General features: G+C 70.0%; 14 protein-coding genes. 7 read left to right on the top strand and 7 right to left on the bottom strand.

The window, feature by feature from the left end; genetic code table 11:
• Positions 1-51 precede the first annotated feature (51 nt).
• The 3 genes from ACWEF2_RS12470 to ACWEF2_RS12460 are packed head-to-tail and all read right to left on the bottom strand — an operon-like array spanning position 52 to position 3,985.
• Positions 52-1,119 carry an ATP-binding protein gene (locus ACWEF2_RS12470; protein ID WP_453814567.1) on the bottom strand — a complete coding sequence of 356 codons (1,068 nt, stop codon included), beginning with the start codon at positions 1,117-1,119 and terminating at the stop codon, positions 52-54.
• The gene (locus tag ACWEF2_RS12465; RefSeq protein ID WP_453814565.1) at positions 1,116-2,537 is read right to left on the bottom strand and encodes a DUF5691 domain-containing protein; all 1,422 of its coding nucleotides are present in this window, start codon (positions 2,535-2,537) and stop codon (positions 1,116-1,118) included. The genes ACWEF2_RS12470 and ACWEF2_RS12465 overlap by 4 nt, the downstream gene beginning before the upstream one ends.
• Positions 2,534-3,985, bottom strand: coding sequence for an SWIM zinc finger family protein (locus tag ACWEF2_RS12460; RefSeq protein ID WP_453814563.1), 1,452 nt, complete (start codon positions 3,983-3,985; stop codon positions 2,534-2,536). The genes ACWEF2_RS12465 and ACWEF2_RS12460 overlap by 4 nt, the downstream gene beginning before the upstream one ends.
• A 116-nt stretch (positions 3,986-4,101) precedes the next feature.
• Here ACWEF2_RS12460 and ACWEF2_RS12455 point away from each other — a divergent pair, with 116 nt between their 5' ends.
• From ACWEF2_RS12455 to ACWEF2_RS12440, 4 genes are all read left to right on the top strand, one after another.
• Positions 4,102-5,415, top strand: a complete 1,314-nt coding sequence (locus tag ACWEF2_RS12455) for an ABC transporter substrate-binding protein (protein ID WP_453814561.1) — start codon at positions 4,102-4,104, stop codon at positions 5,413-5,415.
• Positions 5,416-5,423: 8 nt separating this feature from the next.
• Positions 5,424-6,359, top strand: a complete 936-nt coding sequence (locus ACWEF2_RS12450; protein WP_453814559.1) for a carbohydrate ABC transporter permease — start codon at positions 5,424-5,426, stop codon at positions 6,357-6,359.
• Positions 6,356-7,165 (top strand): carbohydrate ABC transporter permease, encoded by an 810-nt coding sequence (locus ACWEF2_RS12445; protein ID WP_453814558.1) that lies wholly within the window; start codon positions 6,356-6,358, stop codon positions 7,163-7,165. The genes ACWEF2_RS12450 and ACWEF2_RS12445 overlap by 4 nt, the downstream gene beginning before the upstream one ends.
• A 152-nt stretch (positions 7,166-7,317) precedes the next feature.
• Positions 7,318-8,853 (top strand): aldehyde dehydrogenase family protein, encoded by a 1,536-nt coding sequence (locus ACWEF2_RS12440; RefSeq protein WP_453814556.1) that lies wholly within the window; start codon positions 7,318-7,320, stop codon positions 8,851-8,853.
• 305 nt (positions 8,854-9,158) lie between these two features.
• Here ACWEF2_RS12440 and ACWEF2_RS12435 read toward each other — a convergent pair whose 3' ends face one another.
• The 3 genes from ACWEF2_RS12435 to ACWEF2_RS12425 form a co-directional block, all read right to left on the bottom strand.
• The gene (locus tag ACWEF2_RS12435; protein WP_453814554.1) at positions 9,159-9,671 is read right to left on the bottom strand and encodes a hypothetical protein; all 513 of its coding nucleotides are present in this window, start codon (positions 9,669-9,671) and stop codon (positions 9,159-9,161) included.
• A 233-nt stretch (positions 9,672-9,904) separates the two neighbouring features.
• Positions 9,905-11,728, bottom strand: a complete 1,824-nt coding sequence (locus tag ACWEF2_RS12430; protein WP_453814552.1) for a M14 family zinc carboxypeptidase — start codon at positions 11,726-11,728, stop codon at positions 9,905-9,907.
• A gap of 135 nt (positions 11,729-11,863) precedes the next feature.
• Positions 11,864-12,271 (bottom strand): ATP-binding protein, encoded by a 408-nt coding sequence (locus ACWEF2_RS12425; RefSeq protein WP_453814550.1) that lies wholly within the window; start codon positions 12,269-12,271, stop codon positions 11,864-11,866.
• Between the two features lie 153 nt (positions 12,272-12,424).
• On the opposite strand from ACWEF2_RS12425, the gene ACWEF2_RS12420 reads away from it, so the two are divergent.
• The gene (locus tag ACWEF2_RS12420) at positions 12,425-13,291 is read left to right on the top strand and encodes a helix-turn-helix domain-containing protein (protein ID WP_453814548.1); all 867 of its coding nucleotides are present in this window, start codon (positions 12,425-12,427) and stop codon (positions 13,289-13,291) included.
• 22 nt (positions 13,292-13,313) lie between these two features.
• Positions 13,314-13,544, top strand: coding sequence for a DUF397 domain-containing protein (locus tag ACWEF2_RS12415; RefSeq protein WP_355590700.1), 231 nt, complete (start codon positions 13,314-13,316; stop codon positions 13,542-13,544).
• A 76-nt stretch (positions 13,545-13,620) separates the two neighbouring features.
• On the opposite strand, the gene ACWEF2_RS12410 is transcribed toward ACWEF2_RS12415, so the two are convergent.
• A complete protein-coding gene (locus ACWEF2_RS12410) occupies positions 13,621-14,880 on the bottom strand; it encodes a nucleotide sugar dehydrogenase (RefSeq protein WP_453814546.1) in 1,260 nt (419 codons plus the stop codon).
• A gap of 628 nt (positions 14,881-15,508) precedes the next feature.
• On the opposite strand from ACWEF2_RS12410, the gene ACWEF2_RS12405 reads away from it, so the two are divergent.
• Entirely contained in the window at positions 15,509-17,671 is a 2,163-nt protein-coding gene (locus ACWEF2_RS12405) for a DUF4082 domain-containing protein (RefSeq protein WP_453814544.1), read from the top strand.
• Positions 17,672-17,767: the final 96 nt, after the last annotated feature.

The raw sequence follows: 17,767 nt of genomic DNA, 5'->3' as shown, positions 1-17,767 counted from the left end.
ACACCCCTCTGCCCGGCCGGTCCGCGCCGCACCGAACCCGGCCCACCGGCCTCAGTCCGCGTCACGGCAGGCCCGGTAGAAGTCACGCCAGTTCTGGCGCTCGCGGACGACGGTTTCCAGGTACTCGCGCCAGACGACCCGGTCGGAGACCGGGTCCTGGACCACGGCGCCGACGATTCCGGCGGCCACGTCGCAGGGGCGGAGCACACCGTCGCCGAAGTGGGCGGCCAGGGCGATGCCGTTGGTGAGGACCGAGATGGCCTCGGCCGTGCTGAGGATGCCGCTGGGAGACTTGATCTTGGTGCGGCCGTCCTCGGTGACTCCGGCGCGCAGCTCCCGGAAGACCGTGACGACCCGGCGGATCTCCTCCAGGCCGGTGACGGCCGGGGGCAGCTCCAGCGAGCGGCCGAGCTGGCCGACGCGGCGGGAGACGATGTCCACCTCCTCCTCCGCGGTGGCGGGGACCGGCAGCACGACGGTGTTGAACCTGCGGCGCAGCGCGCTGGACAGGTCGTTGACGCCCCGGTCGCGGTCATTGGCGGTGGCGATGACGTTGAACCCCCGGACGGCCTGGACCTCCTGGTTGAGCTCGGGGATCGGCAGCGTCTTCTCCGACAGCACGGTGATCAGCGCGTCCTGGACGTCGGAGGGCATGCGGGTCAGCTCCTCGACCCGGGCCAGGCGCCCCTCCGCCATCGCGCGCATCACCGGGCTGGGGGTGAGCGCCTCCCTGGACGGCCCCTCGGCCAGCAGCCGCGCGTAGTTCCAGCCGTAGCGGACGGCCTCCTCCGGGGTGCCCGCCGTACCCTGCACCAGCAGGGTGGAGTCGCCGCTGATCGCGGCGGCCAGGTGCTCGGACAGCCAGGTCTTGGCGGTGCCGGGCACACCGAGCAGCAGCAGGGCGCGGTCGGTGGCGAGGGTCGCCACGGCGACCTCCACGATGCGCCTGGGGCCGATGTACTTGGGGGTGATCCGGTCGCCGTCGCCCAGGATGTAGCCGGTCACCGCCCAGGGGGACAGTTTCCAGCCCGGTGGACGGACCCGGTCGTCGTCCTTGGCCAGGATCGCCAGCTCCTCGGCGTACTGGTCTTCGGCGTGGGCCCGCAGAACCGTTGTCACTGAAGCTCCTTCACCATGTCGTCGCGGAAACGCAGGAGGGCGGCGACCTCCTGGATGGGCGGTTCGGGGGAGAGCCCTTCCGCCAGGCCGTACAGAGTGGGGTCGATGCGTTCACCGGCGAGCCTGGTCAGCTCGCCGAGGTTCCAGGGCTGGGTGCCGGCGACCTCAAGGATCTTCTCCAGCACCGCCTGCGCCAGGTCCGGCCCCCAGGGGGCCGAGGCGCCGCCGAGGACCATGATCAGCTGGCCGTCCAGCCCATGCCTGCGGACGAAGTCGACCGTGACCCCCTCCCGCTCGGTGCGGGGCAGCACCGCCAGCAGGTCGGCCAGCGGATCCCAGGCGAACAGCTCCCGGGCCCACTCGGGGTCGCCCTGGAGCACGGCGGCCCTGACCCACCCGGCGGTGACCTCTCGGCCCCAGTCGGCGGCCCTCAGGCGGACGAGCTCGCCGGGCGGGCGGCCGAGCAGCCGGGTCCAGACGTCGAGCGGGGTACGGGCCACGGCCTGCTGAAGCCACCAGCCCCGCTCGCCGGTCCCCCTGGGCGGCCTGGCCCGGATGCCGTCGCGCTCCATCGCGGCGTCGCAGGCGGTGGGCGGGGTGACCTGGATCCTCCCGTCCTCGACGGCGAGGTAGCGGGTGGCCCGCTCGGCCATCCGCCGGCCCAGCCGTGAGCCGGGCAGCCGGGTGAGCAGGTCGGCGGCCTGGTGCCGGACCTCTCGGCGGCGGTCGTCGAGCGCGGCCTCCAGGAACGGCTCGTCGTCGAGGGAGAGCCGGTCGGCGAGAACCTCCAGGAAGGCCGCCCGGTCGTCGGGGGTCTCCGTCCCCCAGGTGGTCTCCAGCAGCAGCCTGGCCGCGGCCGGGTCCACCGCCCGCAGCGTGCCGAGGTGGGCACGGCGATCGCCGGGGGTGCCCAGTTCCCAGGTCTCCCGGCAGATCTCCCGGACCACGTCGGGGCCGGCCGCGCGGGGCGCGGTGATCTCCTGGAGCAGGAAGCCCCAGGCCGGGTTGAGCCCGGCCAGCCAGCGGCCCCGGTCGCCGGCGAGGACGCCGAGGTGCGGGCGGATCGATCGGTCCGCGGCGCCCTGTCCGAGAAGTTCGGGCAGCAGGTGGGGCGGGACACGGCGGCCTCGCGCGGCTGCGGTCTCCAGCCACTCGGTCAGCAGTCTCGGCTGCTCGCCCCCCAGGATCCGGGCGAGCCGGTCGCCCGCGGCCCGGGAGACCACGGGCTGCGTCTCGGCGGGGGCGGCGGCGAGCGGTCCGCCCTGGCGGAGCGTCTGACCGGCCCGCGCCCGGACGGTCCGTACGGCGGCGCGTTCGAGCAGTTCGACCTCGCTCGCCGCGGCTCCGGGGAGAGGGCGGCGGCCGGTGCCGACGAGCGCGGTGGAGACCAGGTCGTCCCATTCGGACGGAGCGTTCACAGCACGATCACCCTGCCTTCGGCGTCCCAGGTCGTGAGGGGGCGCAGGCCCCTGGGGGTCCACTCGGCGGCCACGGTCAGCGGATGTCCGCCGGAGGTGGCGACGAGCCGCCACGGGGTGCCCGCGGACGGGTGCAGCGGGAGACCTCCGGAGGGGCCGGTGAGCAGCCAGCGGCCGTTTCGCGCAGGGATGCCCGCCGAGGTCGCCGGGGGCATCGGGGTCACCGGGTCGAGCACGACGGGCCAGGAGTCCAGCCAGGGGTCTTTCGCAAGGGCCGCCGCCACCTCCGCGAGCGCCCGCTCAGGGGCGACCCCGGACGGCGGGGCCGCGGGAGCCGCTCCGTGGTGGACGGCGACCAGCGCGCGCAACGGCGCCGACCCGGGATAGAACGCCAGGTCGGCGTCGAGGGCGGTACCGGTGGCGGGCGGGGCGTCGAGCGCCTGACCGGCGTGGGCGTAGGAGAGCAGGAGCGCCACCCTGCCGGTGGTCCTGCCGAGGAGCCAGACCCGCCGCGCGGTCAGCCGGTCGTGCTCCTCGTCCCGGCCTCCCAGCACGTCCCAGACGTCGCGGACGGCGGGGGCGGCGAGCACCTCCTCCCTGGCGACCGGGAATCCGGCCCGCTCGCGGACCGTGTGGAGCAGGCCGGCCTCCGGACCCGCGCCGGACCGCTCGGCCCCGGGCAGCCGCCGGTACGCCACGGCGAGCAGGTACAGCAGGGCGTATTCGCCGAGCAGCCTGCCGGGCCAGTCGTCGGCGGCCAGGACGGCGCCGAGCCGTGAGACGGCGCCGGCCACGGCCGGGGCCTGAGCGTCGATCAGACGTTTGGCGAGGTCGTCCCAGTGGTCGTGCCGGGTCCCGGCGAGGCCCTGCCTGACCTGGTCGGCCAGTCGGCGCTCCAGCTCCGCCAGGCCCGCCGCGACCCGCCGCTCACGCTGCCCGGCCCGGCGGGGGTCCGGTCCCGTTCCCGGCTCCGCCGCCTGGGCGGCGCCGGGAAGGGGGACGACGCCGCGGGCGGAGGCAGGGCCGGGAACAGGGCCGGGAACAGGGGTGGCCGCGTGGGCGGAGACGGGGACCGGGCCGGGAACGGGGGCGGCGGCACGGGCGCGGCGCCGGTCGAGCCACTCGGTCACCCAGGCCGCGGGCTCGGCGACGGCCGGGACACCGTCCGCCGACCACAGGAGCAGCAGGCCGAGGACGTGCTTGCACGGGAACTTCCGGCTGGGGCAGCCGCACCGATAAGCGGGACCGGACAGATCCACGCACGCGCGGTAGGGTGTGGCACCACTGCCCGCGCACTCACCCCACAGCGCGTCGGCGGTGGCCCCGGCGCCGGACCATTTGCCGGGTGAGGAGACCCCCTGAGCCGCTTTTCTGGACGGGGCGTCGGGTGCGAGCGCGAGCACCTGATCCCGGTTCCACCGTTCGATCACGGTCGGAACGCTAGCCAAGCCCTCCGACAGAAAAGCCGCCGCGAATCGGTCTGGCGCATATCGGACATTCCGTCTATTGTATTCAAAACTCAGTATTCACCACATGACATACCACTGTCCGCCCAAGGAGCAGCATGGTGAAGAAAATCCACGTCATCGCAGGGGTCGCGATCGTCAGCGGGCTCACGATGAGCGGCTGCGCCACCGGAGGCGGCCCCGTCAAGGACGGGCCGAAAATCGCGCAGAGCCCCAGCGCCAAGCTCTCCGGAGAGATCAAGGTCTGGTCGTGGGACGTGGCGGCGAAGGCGCTGCAGCGCATGGCCCCCGCCTTCGAGAAGGCCAACCCCGGGGTGAAGGTCGAGGTGGTGGACATCGGCTACGACAACGCGTACGACAAGATCACCGTCGGCCTCAAGTCCGGCTCCGGCCTGCCGGATGTGATCACCCTGGAGGACACTCAGATCCCAGGGTACACCGAGAACTTCCCCGGCGGCCTGGTAGACCTGACCAGCGTCGCGAGCAAGTACAAGGCGGACTTCGACCCGGCCAAGTGGGCCGCGTCCTCCTCCGCCAAGGGCCTGTTCGCCCTGCCCTGGGACTCGGCCCCGGTGGGACTGTTCTACCGCCGTGACTACTTCAAGCAGGCGGGGATCGACCCCGAGTCCATCGTCACCTGGGACGACGCGGTCAAGGCCGGCGAGAAGATCAAGCAGGCCACCGGGAAGCGGCTCTTCGTCTCCGACCTCACCAGGCCCGACGGGTTCACCATGCTGCTCCAGCAGCTCGGCCAGGGCTACTTCAAGGACGGAAAGGTCGCGGTGAACAGCCCCGAGGCCGTCCGGGCGCTCACCCTGCTCAAGACCCTCAAGGACAAGGACCTGATCCAGAACGAGAAGGGCTGGGACGGCCGGGTCACCGCCACCAAGCAGGGCAAGGCCGCCACCCAGCCGACCGCCGCCTGGTGGAGTGGGACGCTGACCGGGGAGATGGCCGAGCTGTCGGGCAAGTTCGGGGTCATCCCGCTGCCCGCCTTCGACGCGAACGGCAGCCGCACCTCGGTGAACGGGGGCTCGGCGCTGTCGATCACCTCGCAGACGAAGAACCAGGACCTCTCCTGGGCGTTCGTCGAGTGGCTGCTCGCCAACAAGGAGAACCAGGTCTCCATGATGCGGACCGAGGCGCTGTTCCCCGCCTACCTGCCCGCGCTGGCCGACCCGCTGTTCGACGAGCCGCAGCCGTACTTCGGCGGGCAGCAGATCAACCGCCTCTTCGCCGACCAGGTGAAGGACATCCCCCCGGTGGAGCTGACCGGGGACGACACCCAGGCTCAGGAGTTCCTGAAGAAGGCGGTCTCCGCCTCGCTGCTGAACGGCGCGGACCCCAAGGCCGAGCTCGACGGTGCCGCCAAGCGGATCGCGACCGCGACCAAGCGCCCCCTGGCCCAGTGACGTCGCCGATGACCTCTCCCGTGACGTCGTCGGCGACCCGTTCGCCGCGCCGCGCCGCCCCGCCCCCGGCGCCTCCCTCCAGGAGGTCCGGGGTGCCCGGGCGGGGCCGTACGATGCCGTGGATCTTCGTGGGGCCGGCCGCGGCACTGTTCGTGCTCTTCTTCGCCTACCCGCTGGCCGCGTCGTTCCTGCAGAGCCTTCAGACCACGGAGGCCGGGGTCGCCGAGTGGACCGGTGTCGGCCAGTACACGCGCATGCTGGACGACCCGTCGTTCCTGCAGTCGCTCAGCAACGTCGCGCTGATCCTCGTCGTCCAGGTCCCCATCATGATCGGCCTGGCCGTGGTGCTGGCCTACGTGCTCAACCAGTCGTGGCTGCGTTTCCGGGCCACCCTTCGCGCCGCCTACTTCCTGCCCGCCGTGACGACCCTGGTCGCCTACGCCGTGGTCTTCCGGGTGCTGCTCAAGACCGAGGGCGGCGCGGTCAACCAGATCCTGGGCGTGGAGGTGGACTGGCTCAACGACCCGTTCTGGGCCAGGGTCGCGCTGATCGCCTCGATCACCTGGCGGTGGACGGGCTACAACGCGATCATCCTGCTGGCCGGGCTGCAGGCCGTCGGCCGCGAGCAGTACGAGGCCGCGGCGATCGACGGCGCGGGGCCGCTGGTAACGTTCCGGCGGGTCGTGCTGCCCCAGCTCCGGCCGGTGGTGCTGTTCTGCTCGATCACCTCGACGATCGGCACCCTGCAGCTCTTCGACGAGCCGCTGGTGCTGACCGGCGGCGGTCCCGCGGACTCCACGCTCACCCCGATCCTCTACCTGTACCAGGTGGGTTTCCGCCAGTTCGACTTCGGCTACGCGGCGGCCATCGCCTGGGTCGTGGTGGCGCTGATCGGCGGCCTGTCCTATCTGCAGTTCCGCTACTTCGGAAGGGAGCGGTCGTGAAGCGGACCCTGTTGTGGCTGGCGGCCGCGGCGGGCGCGGTGGTCAGCGTGGTGCCGTTCTACTGGATGGTCGTGGCGTCCACCCACGACAGCGGCGAGCTGTTCGCCGCTCCCCCGCCGTTCCTGCCGGGCGCCGAGCTGATGGCCAACCTGGCGGGCCTGGAGGAGACGATCCACTTCTCCCGGGTCATGGTCACCAGCGTCTGGACCGCGGTCGTCTACACGGTGCTCAGCGCGCTGGTGTCGGCGATGTGCGGGTACGGCCTGGCGAAGTACCGGTTCAAGGGCCGGGGGATGCTGCTCGGGGTGGTCCTGGCCACCATGATGATCCCGTTCCAGGTGCTGCTGGTCCCGCTGTTCCAGATGATGGCGAGCGTCGGCTGGGTGGACACCTATCAGGCGATCATCATACCGTTCCTGGCCAACTCGTTCGGCATCTTCCTGATGCGCCAGGCGTTCGTCGACTTCCCCGACGAGCTGCTGGAGAGCGGCCGCCTGGACGGCGCGGGAGATCTGCGGATCTTCTATCGGATCGTCCTGCCGTGTGTACGGCCCCAGCTCGGCGCGCTGGTCATCTTCACCTTCATGGGGCAGTGGAACGCGTTCATCTGGCCGTTGCTGATGCTCAACACCGAGGAGAGGTTCACCGTCCCGGTGGCGCTGAACCATCTGATCGGCCTGTCCCACGTGGACTACGCGGGGCTGATGCTGGGGGCGTTCCTGGCCACCCTTCCGCTGACGCTGATCTTCCTGCTGTTCCAGCGGCAGTTCGTCTCCGGTCTCCTCGGCGGCGCGCTCAAGGGGTGACGGTCACCCGATATCAGATCAAATATCCACTCAAAGGGTGATGCCCACCCGGGCTCCCACCTCACCCCTTCCGTATGATCTAACCGCGACGGCGTGACGCCCTTCCCCGCCGGGGGAAGGATGCGACCACAACCGAAACGAGGAGGTCAGCGGTGACCGACGAGATCGTCTCTGTCATCGGCGGAAAGCACGCTCTCCCCGGCGCGGCCTACGACTCGGTCAATCCGGCCCGGCCGGACGAGGTGGTCGCCCGGGTTCGGCTGGCGGACGCGGAGACGTTCGCCGCGGCGTGCCGTACGGCCGCCGCGGCACAGGCGGAGTGGGCCCGGGTGCCGGCCCCCGTCCGGGGCCGGGTGATCGCCTCGATGGGCCGGCTGGTCGAGGCCAACGCCGAGCCGCTGGCCCGCCTGGTCACCCGGGAGATCGGCAAGCCGTACGCCGAGGCTCTGGGGGAGGTCCGCGAGATCGTCGACACGTGCGACTTCTTCCTCGGCGAGGGGAGGCGGCTCTACGGGCAGACGGTGCCCTCGGAGATGCCGGACAAGAACCTGTTCACCTTCCGGGTCCCGGTCGGGGTGGCCGCGGTGATCACGGCGGGTAACTTCCCGGTCGCGGTGCCCTCCTGGTATCTCGTCCCGGCCCTGCTGTCCGGCAACGCGGTCGTGTGGAAGCCCGCCGAGTACGCCGCGGCCTCCGCGCACGCCCTCTACCTGCTCTTCGCGGCGGCCGGGCTCCCCGAGGGGGTGCTCAATCTGGTGCTCGCCGACGGCCCGGCGACCTTCGAGGGCCTCGGGACCGCGCTGGGCGAGGGCACGGTGCACAAGGTGGGGTTCACCGGCTCCACCGAGGTCGGCCGGAGGATCGGCGAGCTGTGCGGGCGGCACCTGCAGTCCCCCTGCCTGGAGCTCGGCGGCAAGAACCCGATGGTGGTCATGCCCGACGCCGACCTGGACCTGGCGGTGGAGGGCGCGCTGTTCGCCGGGTTCGGCACCGCGGGACAGCGCTGCACCTCGCTCGGCACGGCGATCGTGCACGAGAGCGTCCACGGCGAGTTCCTCGCCCGCTACGCGCGCGCCGTGGCGGACGCGGCGATCGGCGACCCGGCGGGGGACGTGCTGTGCGGGCCGCTGCTCGATCGGAGGTTCGCCTCCCGGTACGAGGAGTATCTGGGCTGGATCCAGCCGCACCACACGGTCGTCTCCGGGCCGACCGGCCGGATCACGCCGGAGAACCCGCGCGGGGACTTCACCGGGGACGGCGGGCTCTACTACCACCCGGTGATCGTGGACGGCGTGCGCGCCGACGACCGGCTGTTCCTGGAGGAGACCTTCGGCCCGATCGTGGGCGTGACCGGTTTCGCGACGCTGGACGAGGCCGTCGAACTGGCCAACCTTCCCGGTTACGGACTCTCGTCCTCCATCTACACCACCGACCCCGCGGCCGCCTTCCGGTTCCGCGCGGGCATCGGCGCGGGCATGGTCAGCGTCAACAACTCCACCTCCGGCGCGGAGGCCCACCTGCCCTTCGGCGGGAACGGCAAGTCGGGTAACGGCAGCCGCCAGTCGGGCGTCTGGGTGCTCGACCAGTTCACCCGCTGGCAGGCGATGAACTGGGACTACTCGGGCAGGCTGCAGAAGGCCCAGATGGACGTCGCCGAAATCATCCCGGATCTGGACTTCAGGCTCTGACTTTGCCATGCCGGGAGGTTCTCCCCATCATGATCGCGGGATGCCTCCTGGTGAGGACGGACGGGTACCGCGACGGCCGGTGTGCCCCTCGGGGCGGACCGGCCGCGCGCCGGCCCCCGGCGGGCATCCGGAGCCCCGCCCTCGTCACTCCGCCCACCGGTCCGCGCGCCGTACCGGGAACGTCCTGGTACGGCCCGCGCGGCCGCCACCCGCCTGGAAGGTCGTCAGACCTGCCGGGGACACGTGAGGGGCCGCGTGCTGCGGCGCGGCCCCTCACGGACTCGGTCTCCTCGGTGGTGCATGACTCAGTGGTGCATGACGACGTACTCGACGATCGTGAAGCCGGTGAGGAGCAGGAACGCGCTCCCGAGCAGAGCGTAGAGCAGGACGGGCTGCCGCTGACCTCCGGGCACGGGCCCCGTCTCCGTCTTCTCCGTCGTCTCCGTCTTCTTCTCCGCGTTGTTGGTGACGGGCGTCCCGGCGTCCTTGGCGACGGCCGCCCCGAGCCTCGTACGGCCCACGGGCGGCCGTGTCGTCCTTCCGGTGGTCATGGTGCCGGGTCTCACGGCGAGGCCCGCCGCGGCGACCTGGTACGAGCGGCTACCCGGCGGGAACACCGTCACCCGGCTGTGCCCGCAGTCCGGGCAGGTCATTCCCGACCAGGGCGGCTGGACCATGGTGCCGGCTCGGAGCCAGACCACGACGTCGCGACCGTATTTGTTGGTCAGGTGCCGGACGACGTATTCCTCCAGCCAGATGTGCCAGCAGTGCAGGCACTCCATCGGCCAGGTCTCGCGAGTGCTGAACTCCTCGTTCACGAGGATCACCCCCACTGTGACTCCGATATTTGACCGAGTGTGGGCGCGCTCTCTCACCGCAACAAGCGTCCTAACCATACAAAATCCTAATCATCAGGTTTTGATATGATTTCTCATTAAATCTGAGACAAACGCTAAGTTCTCCGGCAAGACGTCCGGGAAGGACCAGCATGTCCCGCCGACGGCGATCAGAGCCGGACTTCCGGCCGGGCCGGCCGGAAGTCCGGCTGCGGTCAGAGCTGTTGTGTGATCTTGACGTCGTCGATTCCGGCCTCGACCAGCGAGGCGCCCGCGGCGTCGGCCGCCTCGACGAGGATCCGGACCGTCTGCCCGGCGAAGGCGGAGATGTCGACGGCCGCGGCCGCCCAGGAGCCGTTACGGTTGCCGGCCGCACCGAGCTGCTGGAACACCTGGGTCGTGGTGGAGCCGACCACCTTCACCCGCAGGAAGTCGGCGCTTGAGGCGTTGGCCGCGTGGGCGAGATACCAGGAGAAACCCAGCTTGAGGGAGCCGCCCGGCGGCAGCGTGATGGCCGGTGACCGGATGCCGGTGGTACCGCCGTCGACGTCGTGCTCTCCGGCGGAGGCGCCGGCCGACCGGCCGGTGACCAGGTCGTTGACGCCGCTGACCGTGGTGCCGAGCTGCTTGGCCCCGCCGGAGGCGGTGGCCTCGGGGTCACCGCGCTCCCAGGCGCCTGAGGTGGCGGTGTCGGTGCCGCCCGGGTTGACGGTCCAGCCGGTCGCCGTCTCGAAGGTGTCGGAGTAGACCGGCACCGGCGGGTTGCCGGCGCCGCAGTGCCGGGACTCCTCGCCGATGATCCGGTAGACGCAGTCGGAGTACTCCAGGAAACGCAGCATGGCCTCCCGATTGCGGGTCGTCTGCGGGACGATCTGCTCGTCGGGTGGGTAGAAGCCCGGGGACACGCCGGTCGGATACATCTCGACGGTGTAGCTGAAGATCTTGAAAGAGGCCCACATCCAGTCCTCGATCGAACCGTCGGTGATGTAGAGGTCACTGGCCTGCTGGGGGGTGTAGCCGTTGGTGGAGGCCATGTTCCGGCCCAGGGCCGCGAAGGCGTCGCGGTCGTCCTGGGTCAGCCCGGGGGCGGTGTCGCTCACGGTGTAGCCGAAGGGCCACAGGATCAGCTCGCTGTAGGTGTGCCAGTCGATGTGCGACCTGATCTGCTGGACACCGCCGACCACCCGGCCGCGCACCCAGTCGGCGACCGCCTTGACCTCGGGTGCCGACTCGGGGGCCTCACCGCGGTAGGTGTCGCTGGAGGGGGATCCCGAGGAGCCGCCGCAACAGCCCCACTGGTGGGCCCAGTTGCGGTTCATGTCAACGCCCACCGCGGTCGAGCCGGGGTTGGGCCGGCGGTTCTTGCGCCAGTAGCGGTAGGAGCCGCCGGCGATGTCGTACTCGCCGCCGTCGGGGTTGAGGTCCGGCATGACCCAGATCTCACGCGAGTTCACCAGGTTGGTGATCCTGCCGTCGGTGCCGTAGCCGTCGGTGAGCGTGTTGAGGATGTAGAGCGCCATCTCGACGGTCAGGTGCTCCCGGGCGTGCTGGTGGTGGGTGAACAGCACCTCGGGCTCGTTCTCGTCCGTCCCGGCGTTGTCGCTGATCTTGATGGCGATCAGGTCACGGCCCTCATAGGAGGTGCCATAGCTGCTCCTCCTCGCGATCTCCGGATGGTCGGCGACAATCTTGTTGATCTCGGCGACCATCTCGCCGTAGTTGTGGTAGCCGGAGTCGGCCGGCGGGAAGTCGAAGGCCCGCGCGCCCAGGGACGACGGCCTGAGGATCTCTGCGACGGTGTAGCCGAGCCTCTTGATCGCGGCGACCTCGGCCTTGTCGGCGGTGACCACGACCCCGCCGGGCTCCACCAGGTCGATCGCGGCGCCTGTGGCCGCGACGGCGGTCCGCTGCGCGGAGTCGCCCGGGCCCCGCACCCTGTACTGGCCGTTGGGCGGCGGTTCGGCCGAGGCTCCCGCCCCGGTGACGCCAACGCACAACAGCGTCAGGACCGCGAGTAACACGGTCAGGCGACGTCTCACCTGTGTCCTCCTCGGGCGCGCGCTAGGGGGTTTTCACGCGCCTTCACCGAGAGTCAGGCAAGGCTGTCGATTGGCAAAGGCCCAAAACCAGGAGATCGCTGTGTTTTTCAACACAGCGCGTTTTTCAACACAGCGTCAGAAATCGACCTCGAACCACACCGTCCTGCGCCCGCCACGGCCGTCGTCCTTGATCCCCCACCGCGACGCGAGCAGGTCCACCAGGAACATCCCCCGCCCGCTCTCCGCCTCCGGGTCGTTGCGCACATGCGGCGCCGACGCCCCGGAGCCCGCGTCGGACACCTCCACCACCACGGTCCCCGGGCCCGCCGCCACCGTCATCGCGACCTCCCCGCCACCACAGGAGGTCGAGTGAACCACCGAGTTGGTCACCACCTCGCTCACCAGGAGGACGACCTCGTCGGACGCGGGATGTCCCGCACCGAGAAACCTCCTGACCCGGCACCGCGCCGCCGAAACCGACTGCGGCACGCCCCGCAGGGTCGTCGTCGACCCAGGCGGAAGGCTCCGCCGCGCGATCGCCATGATCGACCTCGCTCCCCGACACACATATTTCCATGCGCGTCGCGCTCTGAGATGGCACACTCACTCACGGTGAACTGTTCTATCAGGGACTTCAACAGCTCATATTGAGATTCCTCAGTTTTGTTGCCATCTGACGGAGAACGGAGGTGCCGCATGGCTTCACGGCGCAGCCCCACGGCCCGCCATCGCCGCCTGATGGCCGAGCTGAGCCGCCTGAGGAGGAGCAGCGGACTGTCGCGGGTGGAGGTGGCCGAGCGGATCGGCTCCACCGACACCACCATCTGGAGATACGAGACGGGTCTGACCCGCCCGAGACCCTCCGACGTGTCGGTCCTCACCGAGGTGTACGGCGTGACCGGGGAGGCCCGCGACTCCCTGATCCAGATGGCCGGGGAGGCCCGCAGGCGTGGCTGGTGGCACCGGTACCGGCAGGCGCTGAAACCCGGCTTCGACTCCTACATCGGGCTGGAGGCCGAAGCCGCCGTGGTGCGCTCCTACGAGCCGCTGGTCGTCCCCGGCCTCATGCAGACCGAACCGTACGCGCGGGCCGTCATCGAGGCGACCGCCATCACCCAGACCCCGGCCGAGGTCGACGAGAAGGTCTCCGTGCGCGTCTCACGTCAGCGGTTGCTGCACGGCCCCGGTGACCCGATCCAGCTCGTCGCGCTCCTCGACGAGGCGGTGCTCCGGCGCCGGATCGGCGGCCCCGGGGTGATGCGCGAGCAGCTGGAACACCTCGTCGATCTCGGCGGGCTGCCCAACGTGGAGATCCGGGTCGTCCCGTTCTCCGCGGGGGCGCACGCGGCGATGGACGGCAAGTTCTGCCTGCTCAGCTTCCCCGACCCCGAGGATCCCGACCTGGTCTACCTCGAACAGGCCACGAGCGGGCTCATGCCCGAGGACCCGGAGGAGGTGCGCCGGTACACGCTGATGTTCGGGAGCCTGACGGCACTGGCCCTCGGCGCGGAGGCGTCGGCCGCCTTCATCGCCCGGACGGCGCGGAGATGTTCCAGCCATTAGGAAGAGAGATGCGAGGATCACGATGGATCTGTCCAGCGTCGTGTGGCGCAAGAGCAGTCGCAGCACCAACGGAGGCGACTGCGTGGAGGTGGCGGTCGTCCCAGGCGACCCGGCTCTGGCCGCCCACAAGGCCGGTGCCGGCGAGCTCTACCTCGTCCGCGACTCCAAGAACCCCGACGGTCCGGCACTGGCCTTCACCCGGGGCGAGTGGGACGCCTTCGTCGGCGGCGTGAAGGACGGCGAGTTCGGCTGAGACGCGTCCGGGGGGAACCGGGCACCTGAGGTTCCCCCCGGATGTGTGCGGCACGACCGTACCGGCGCCCGGCGGCTCAGAGCCGCTCGACGTCGGCGCCCCGGCACCGGTCGCGCGTGTCGAAGACGAACGCGGCCGTCCGCTGGATGAGCTCGTAGTCGAAGCAGTCGTGGTCGGTGAGGATGACGACCACGTCCGCCTGGGTCAGCTCCACGGTCGTGGGCTCGACCATCTCGATCCCCGGTGGCAGCATGAAGTCGTCCACGTGGGGGTCGGCGGCCAGCACGTCGGCCCCCAGCTTGCACAGGATCCTGGCCACCTCGATCGCCGGGGACTCGCGGCAGTCTCCCGCGTTCTTCTTGTAGGCGAGCCCGAGCAGCAGCACCCGGCTGCCCTTGATCGGCTTGCAGCGCTGGTTCAGCGCGAGGATCAGCCGGTGGACGACGTGCTCCGGCATGTGGTCGTTGATGTCGTTGGCCAGCTCCACGAACCGGAAGTTGTGCCCGAGACTGCGCTTGACCTTCCACGACAGGTAGGACGGGTCGATCGGAAGGCAGTGGCCTCCGACACCCGGCCCCGGGGTGAAGCGCATGTAGCCGAACGGTTTGGTGGAGGCGGCGTCGATGGCCTCCCAGACGTCGATCCCCAGTTGCTGCGCGAAGATGGACAGCTCGTTCACCAGGGCGATGTTGACGTGCCTGAAGGTGTTCTCCAGGAGCTTGCACAGCTCGGCCACCCGCAGCGAGGAGACGGGCACGACCTGATGGACGATCCGCTCGTAGAACGCCTGGACCCTCTTCAGGGAGGCGGCGTCGAGGCCGGAGACGACCTTGGGGGTGTTCTCCAGGCGCCACCGCGCGTTCCCCGGGTCGATCCGTTCCGGGCTGTAGCCCAGCAGGAAGTCCTCGGGCGCGCGCAGCCCGGACCCCTCCTCAAGCAGGGGGCGGAGATACTCCTCGGTGGTTCCGGGATAGGTGGTGGACTCCAGGATCACCGTGGCGCCCGGCCGCAGCAGCGGGGCGATGGACTGGCCGGCCGAACCGATGTGCCGGAGGTCGGGTGCCCCCTCGCGCAGCGGTGTCGGCACCGTGATCACGCAGATGTCGAACGCCTCCGCGTCGGCGTAGCGGGTACCGGCCAGATAACGGCCGGAACGGTGGGCGGCGGCCAGCACGTCGTCGCCGACGTCCTCGACGTACGACTCGGCGGCGTTGAGCCGTTTGACCCGCCACTCGTCGACGTCGACCCCCACGACGTCGAACCCCGCCTCGACCGCCCGCATCGCCAGCGGCAGTCCTACGTACCCCTGGCCGACGACGACCAGCTTCTCTCCCATGTCGGGACCCCCGTCGCTTCGAGATGAGATACGACCCGACTGTAGGAGTCCGGGCTTCCCACGGTGGCGATTCGGCGCCGGTCCCGGCGTGTCGCTCCAGATCAGGTGAGCTCAACCCGGAGAAGCGGACCGATACGGCCGGCAACACCATGACCACCCCGCCAAACAACACACAATTCTCGAAACACCAATACATATCGCCATAAATACAAATTTCCACCGATCAATCGACGGCCAGAAACGGTGCGCGAACCAAAAATCGGCCCCCACCCCAAAGAAGGGCGTCGAACGGAGAACGCGGGGAGCCTTTTGACGCTCCAAGGTAAGTAATGACCGGGCGTATTCACGAGTAAAATCCATTCCAATATCACAGGAAAGGAGATTCTTGATCGAACATTAGCGCTCAGCGCCCTCCCGTTCAAGGCGCGGCCACCACCCGCGCTGTGACGCCCTCTCTCATATGACGACATTTCTCGTCATCGACATTCTCCAGGTTTCATACGCAATGCGAAGAACCCGGCAGAGCTGGAACGAGGACCACGAGGTTGACCCCTGGTGGGCCGTGGGCCACCCGCCGGACCGGACCCCTGACACGGCACAGGATCAGTGAGGTAAGGAGTTGTGTCGCATGTCCAACTTCCATGACGACGCACCCGGCCGGGCAGCCGGTACGGCTGCGCAGGCAGAATCAGGAGACACGGCCGGCCCCCGGCGACCCCCCGGGGATCCGGCGGAGGCGGTCGCCCGCCGTACGGAACCCACCCGCGAAACCACCGCGACCACGCGGGGGGCCGGCCGCCACCGCTCACCGCGGCGCGGCACCGGACGCCGCTGGCTGAGGGTGTCCTTCGCCGCCGTGCTGGCGATGGGAGTCGTCACCGCGACACCGGACAGGGCGGACGCGACACCGGTGAGCATCGGCAACGCCGCACCCTACGGGGTCCTCGCCGGAAACGCGGTCAGCAACACGAACCTGACCGCGATCACCGGGAACCTCGGGGTGAGCCCGGGGTCGTCGGTGACCGGCTTCCCGCCCGGCACCGTGTCGGGAGCCGTGCACGCGGGCGACTCCGCCGCGGCGCAGGCCAAGACCGACCTGGTCTCCGCCTACAACGACATCGCGGGGCGGACCCCCGACGCCACCCTCCCCGCCCAGCTGGGCGGCACCACCCGGAACCCCGGCGTGTACAACTCGACCGGCGGGACCTTCACGATAACCGGCACGCTCACCCTCGACGCCCAGGGCGACCCGGACGCCGTCTTCGTCTTCCAGGCCACCACCCTCACCGCGTCGAACGTCAGCAACATCAACCTTCTCCGCGGCGCCCAGGCGAACAACCTCTTCTGGCAGGTCGGCAACTCCGCGACGCTCGGCACGTTCTGCACCTTCCGCGGGAACATCCTCGCTCAGAGCGGGGTCACGGTGGGCAGCGGCGCGGCCATCTTCGGCCGGGTCTTCTCCCTCGGCTCCACGGTCACCACGGTGGGCACGGCCAGTCCGCCGGCCACCCGCGTCACGGTGCCGAACGACCCGCCGACCACGACCACCCTGGCGTCCTCGGCCAACCCCTCCTGGAGGGGCGCGCCGGTCACCCTCACCGCCACGGTACAGGCCAACTCCGGCTCGGTCGTCCCCGCCGGCGAGGTGGTCTTCAAGGAGGGGACGACCGCTCTCGGCTCGGACTTCCTCGACCCGTCCGGCGACGCCGTGTTCACCACCGCGGCCCTCTCCCGGGGGCAGCACGCGATCACCGCCGTCTATCTGGGCGGAGACACCTTCAGCGGCGAGCAAATGATCCACTTCGCGCCGAGCACCTCGGCCGTGCTGAACCAGACCGTGTCGGACAGCCTCTGGAACGCCGCCGCGACCCCGGACACCCCGATCCACGAGGACTCCCGGGCGGTCACGCTCGGCGTGAAGTTCAGGGCGTCGACCGCCGGAACCGTGACCGGAGTCCGCTTCTACAAAGGCTCCGACAACACCGGCACCCACACCGGAAGCCTCTGGGACAGCACCGGCCAGCTCCTCGCCACCACCACCTTCACCGGCGAGACCGCATCCGGCTGGCAACAGGCCACCTTCGACACCCCCGTCGCCATCACCGCCAACACCACCTACATCGCCTCCTACCACACCCCCTCCGGCTACTACTCGACAACACGCCCGTACTTCACCTCGTCCTACACCAACGGCCCCCTCACCGCACTCGCCGACGGCACGGACGGCGGCAACGGCGTGTACGCCTACAACGCCGTCGACACCTTCCCCATCAACACCTACCAATCAACGAACTACTGGGTCGATCCGGTGTTCGCCCCGTCGGACAGCCTGTGGAACGCCGCGGTGATCCCGGGAGCCCTCACCGCGATCGACTCCCAGGCGGTCACGCTCGGCGTGAAGTTCAGGGCGTCGACCGCCGGAACCGTGACCGGAGTCCGCTTCTACAAAGGCTCCGACAACACCGGCACCCACACCGGAAGCCTCTGGGACAGCACCGGCCAGCTCCTCGCCACCACCACCTTCACCGGCGAGACCGCATCCGGCTGGCAACAGGCCACCTTCGACACCCCCGTCGCCATCACCGCCAACACCACCTACATCGCCTCCTACCACACCCCCTCCGGCCACTACTCGACAACACGCTTCTATTTCGAGTTTTCCTACACCAACGGCCCCCTCACCGCACCCTCCGGCGGCAACGGCGTGTACGCCTACAACGCCGTCGACACCTTCCCCACCAACGTCTACGACTCAACGAATTACTGGGTGGACGTGATGTTCCACGGCTAGCCGGCGGTCCCGGCGACCGCCTCTCCGTCGGAGGGCGGAACCCCTATCGGAGATGTCCCCTGCCGGCCGCATGTCAGTTCGCGAAAACGGCGCCGG

This window comes from Streptosporangium sp. NPDC004631 (assembly GCF_053601935.1).
Note: the sequence above shows the minus strand (reverse complement) of the source record. Positions and strands in the feature narration are given on the sequence as shown.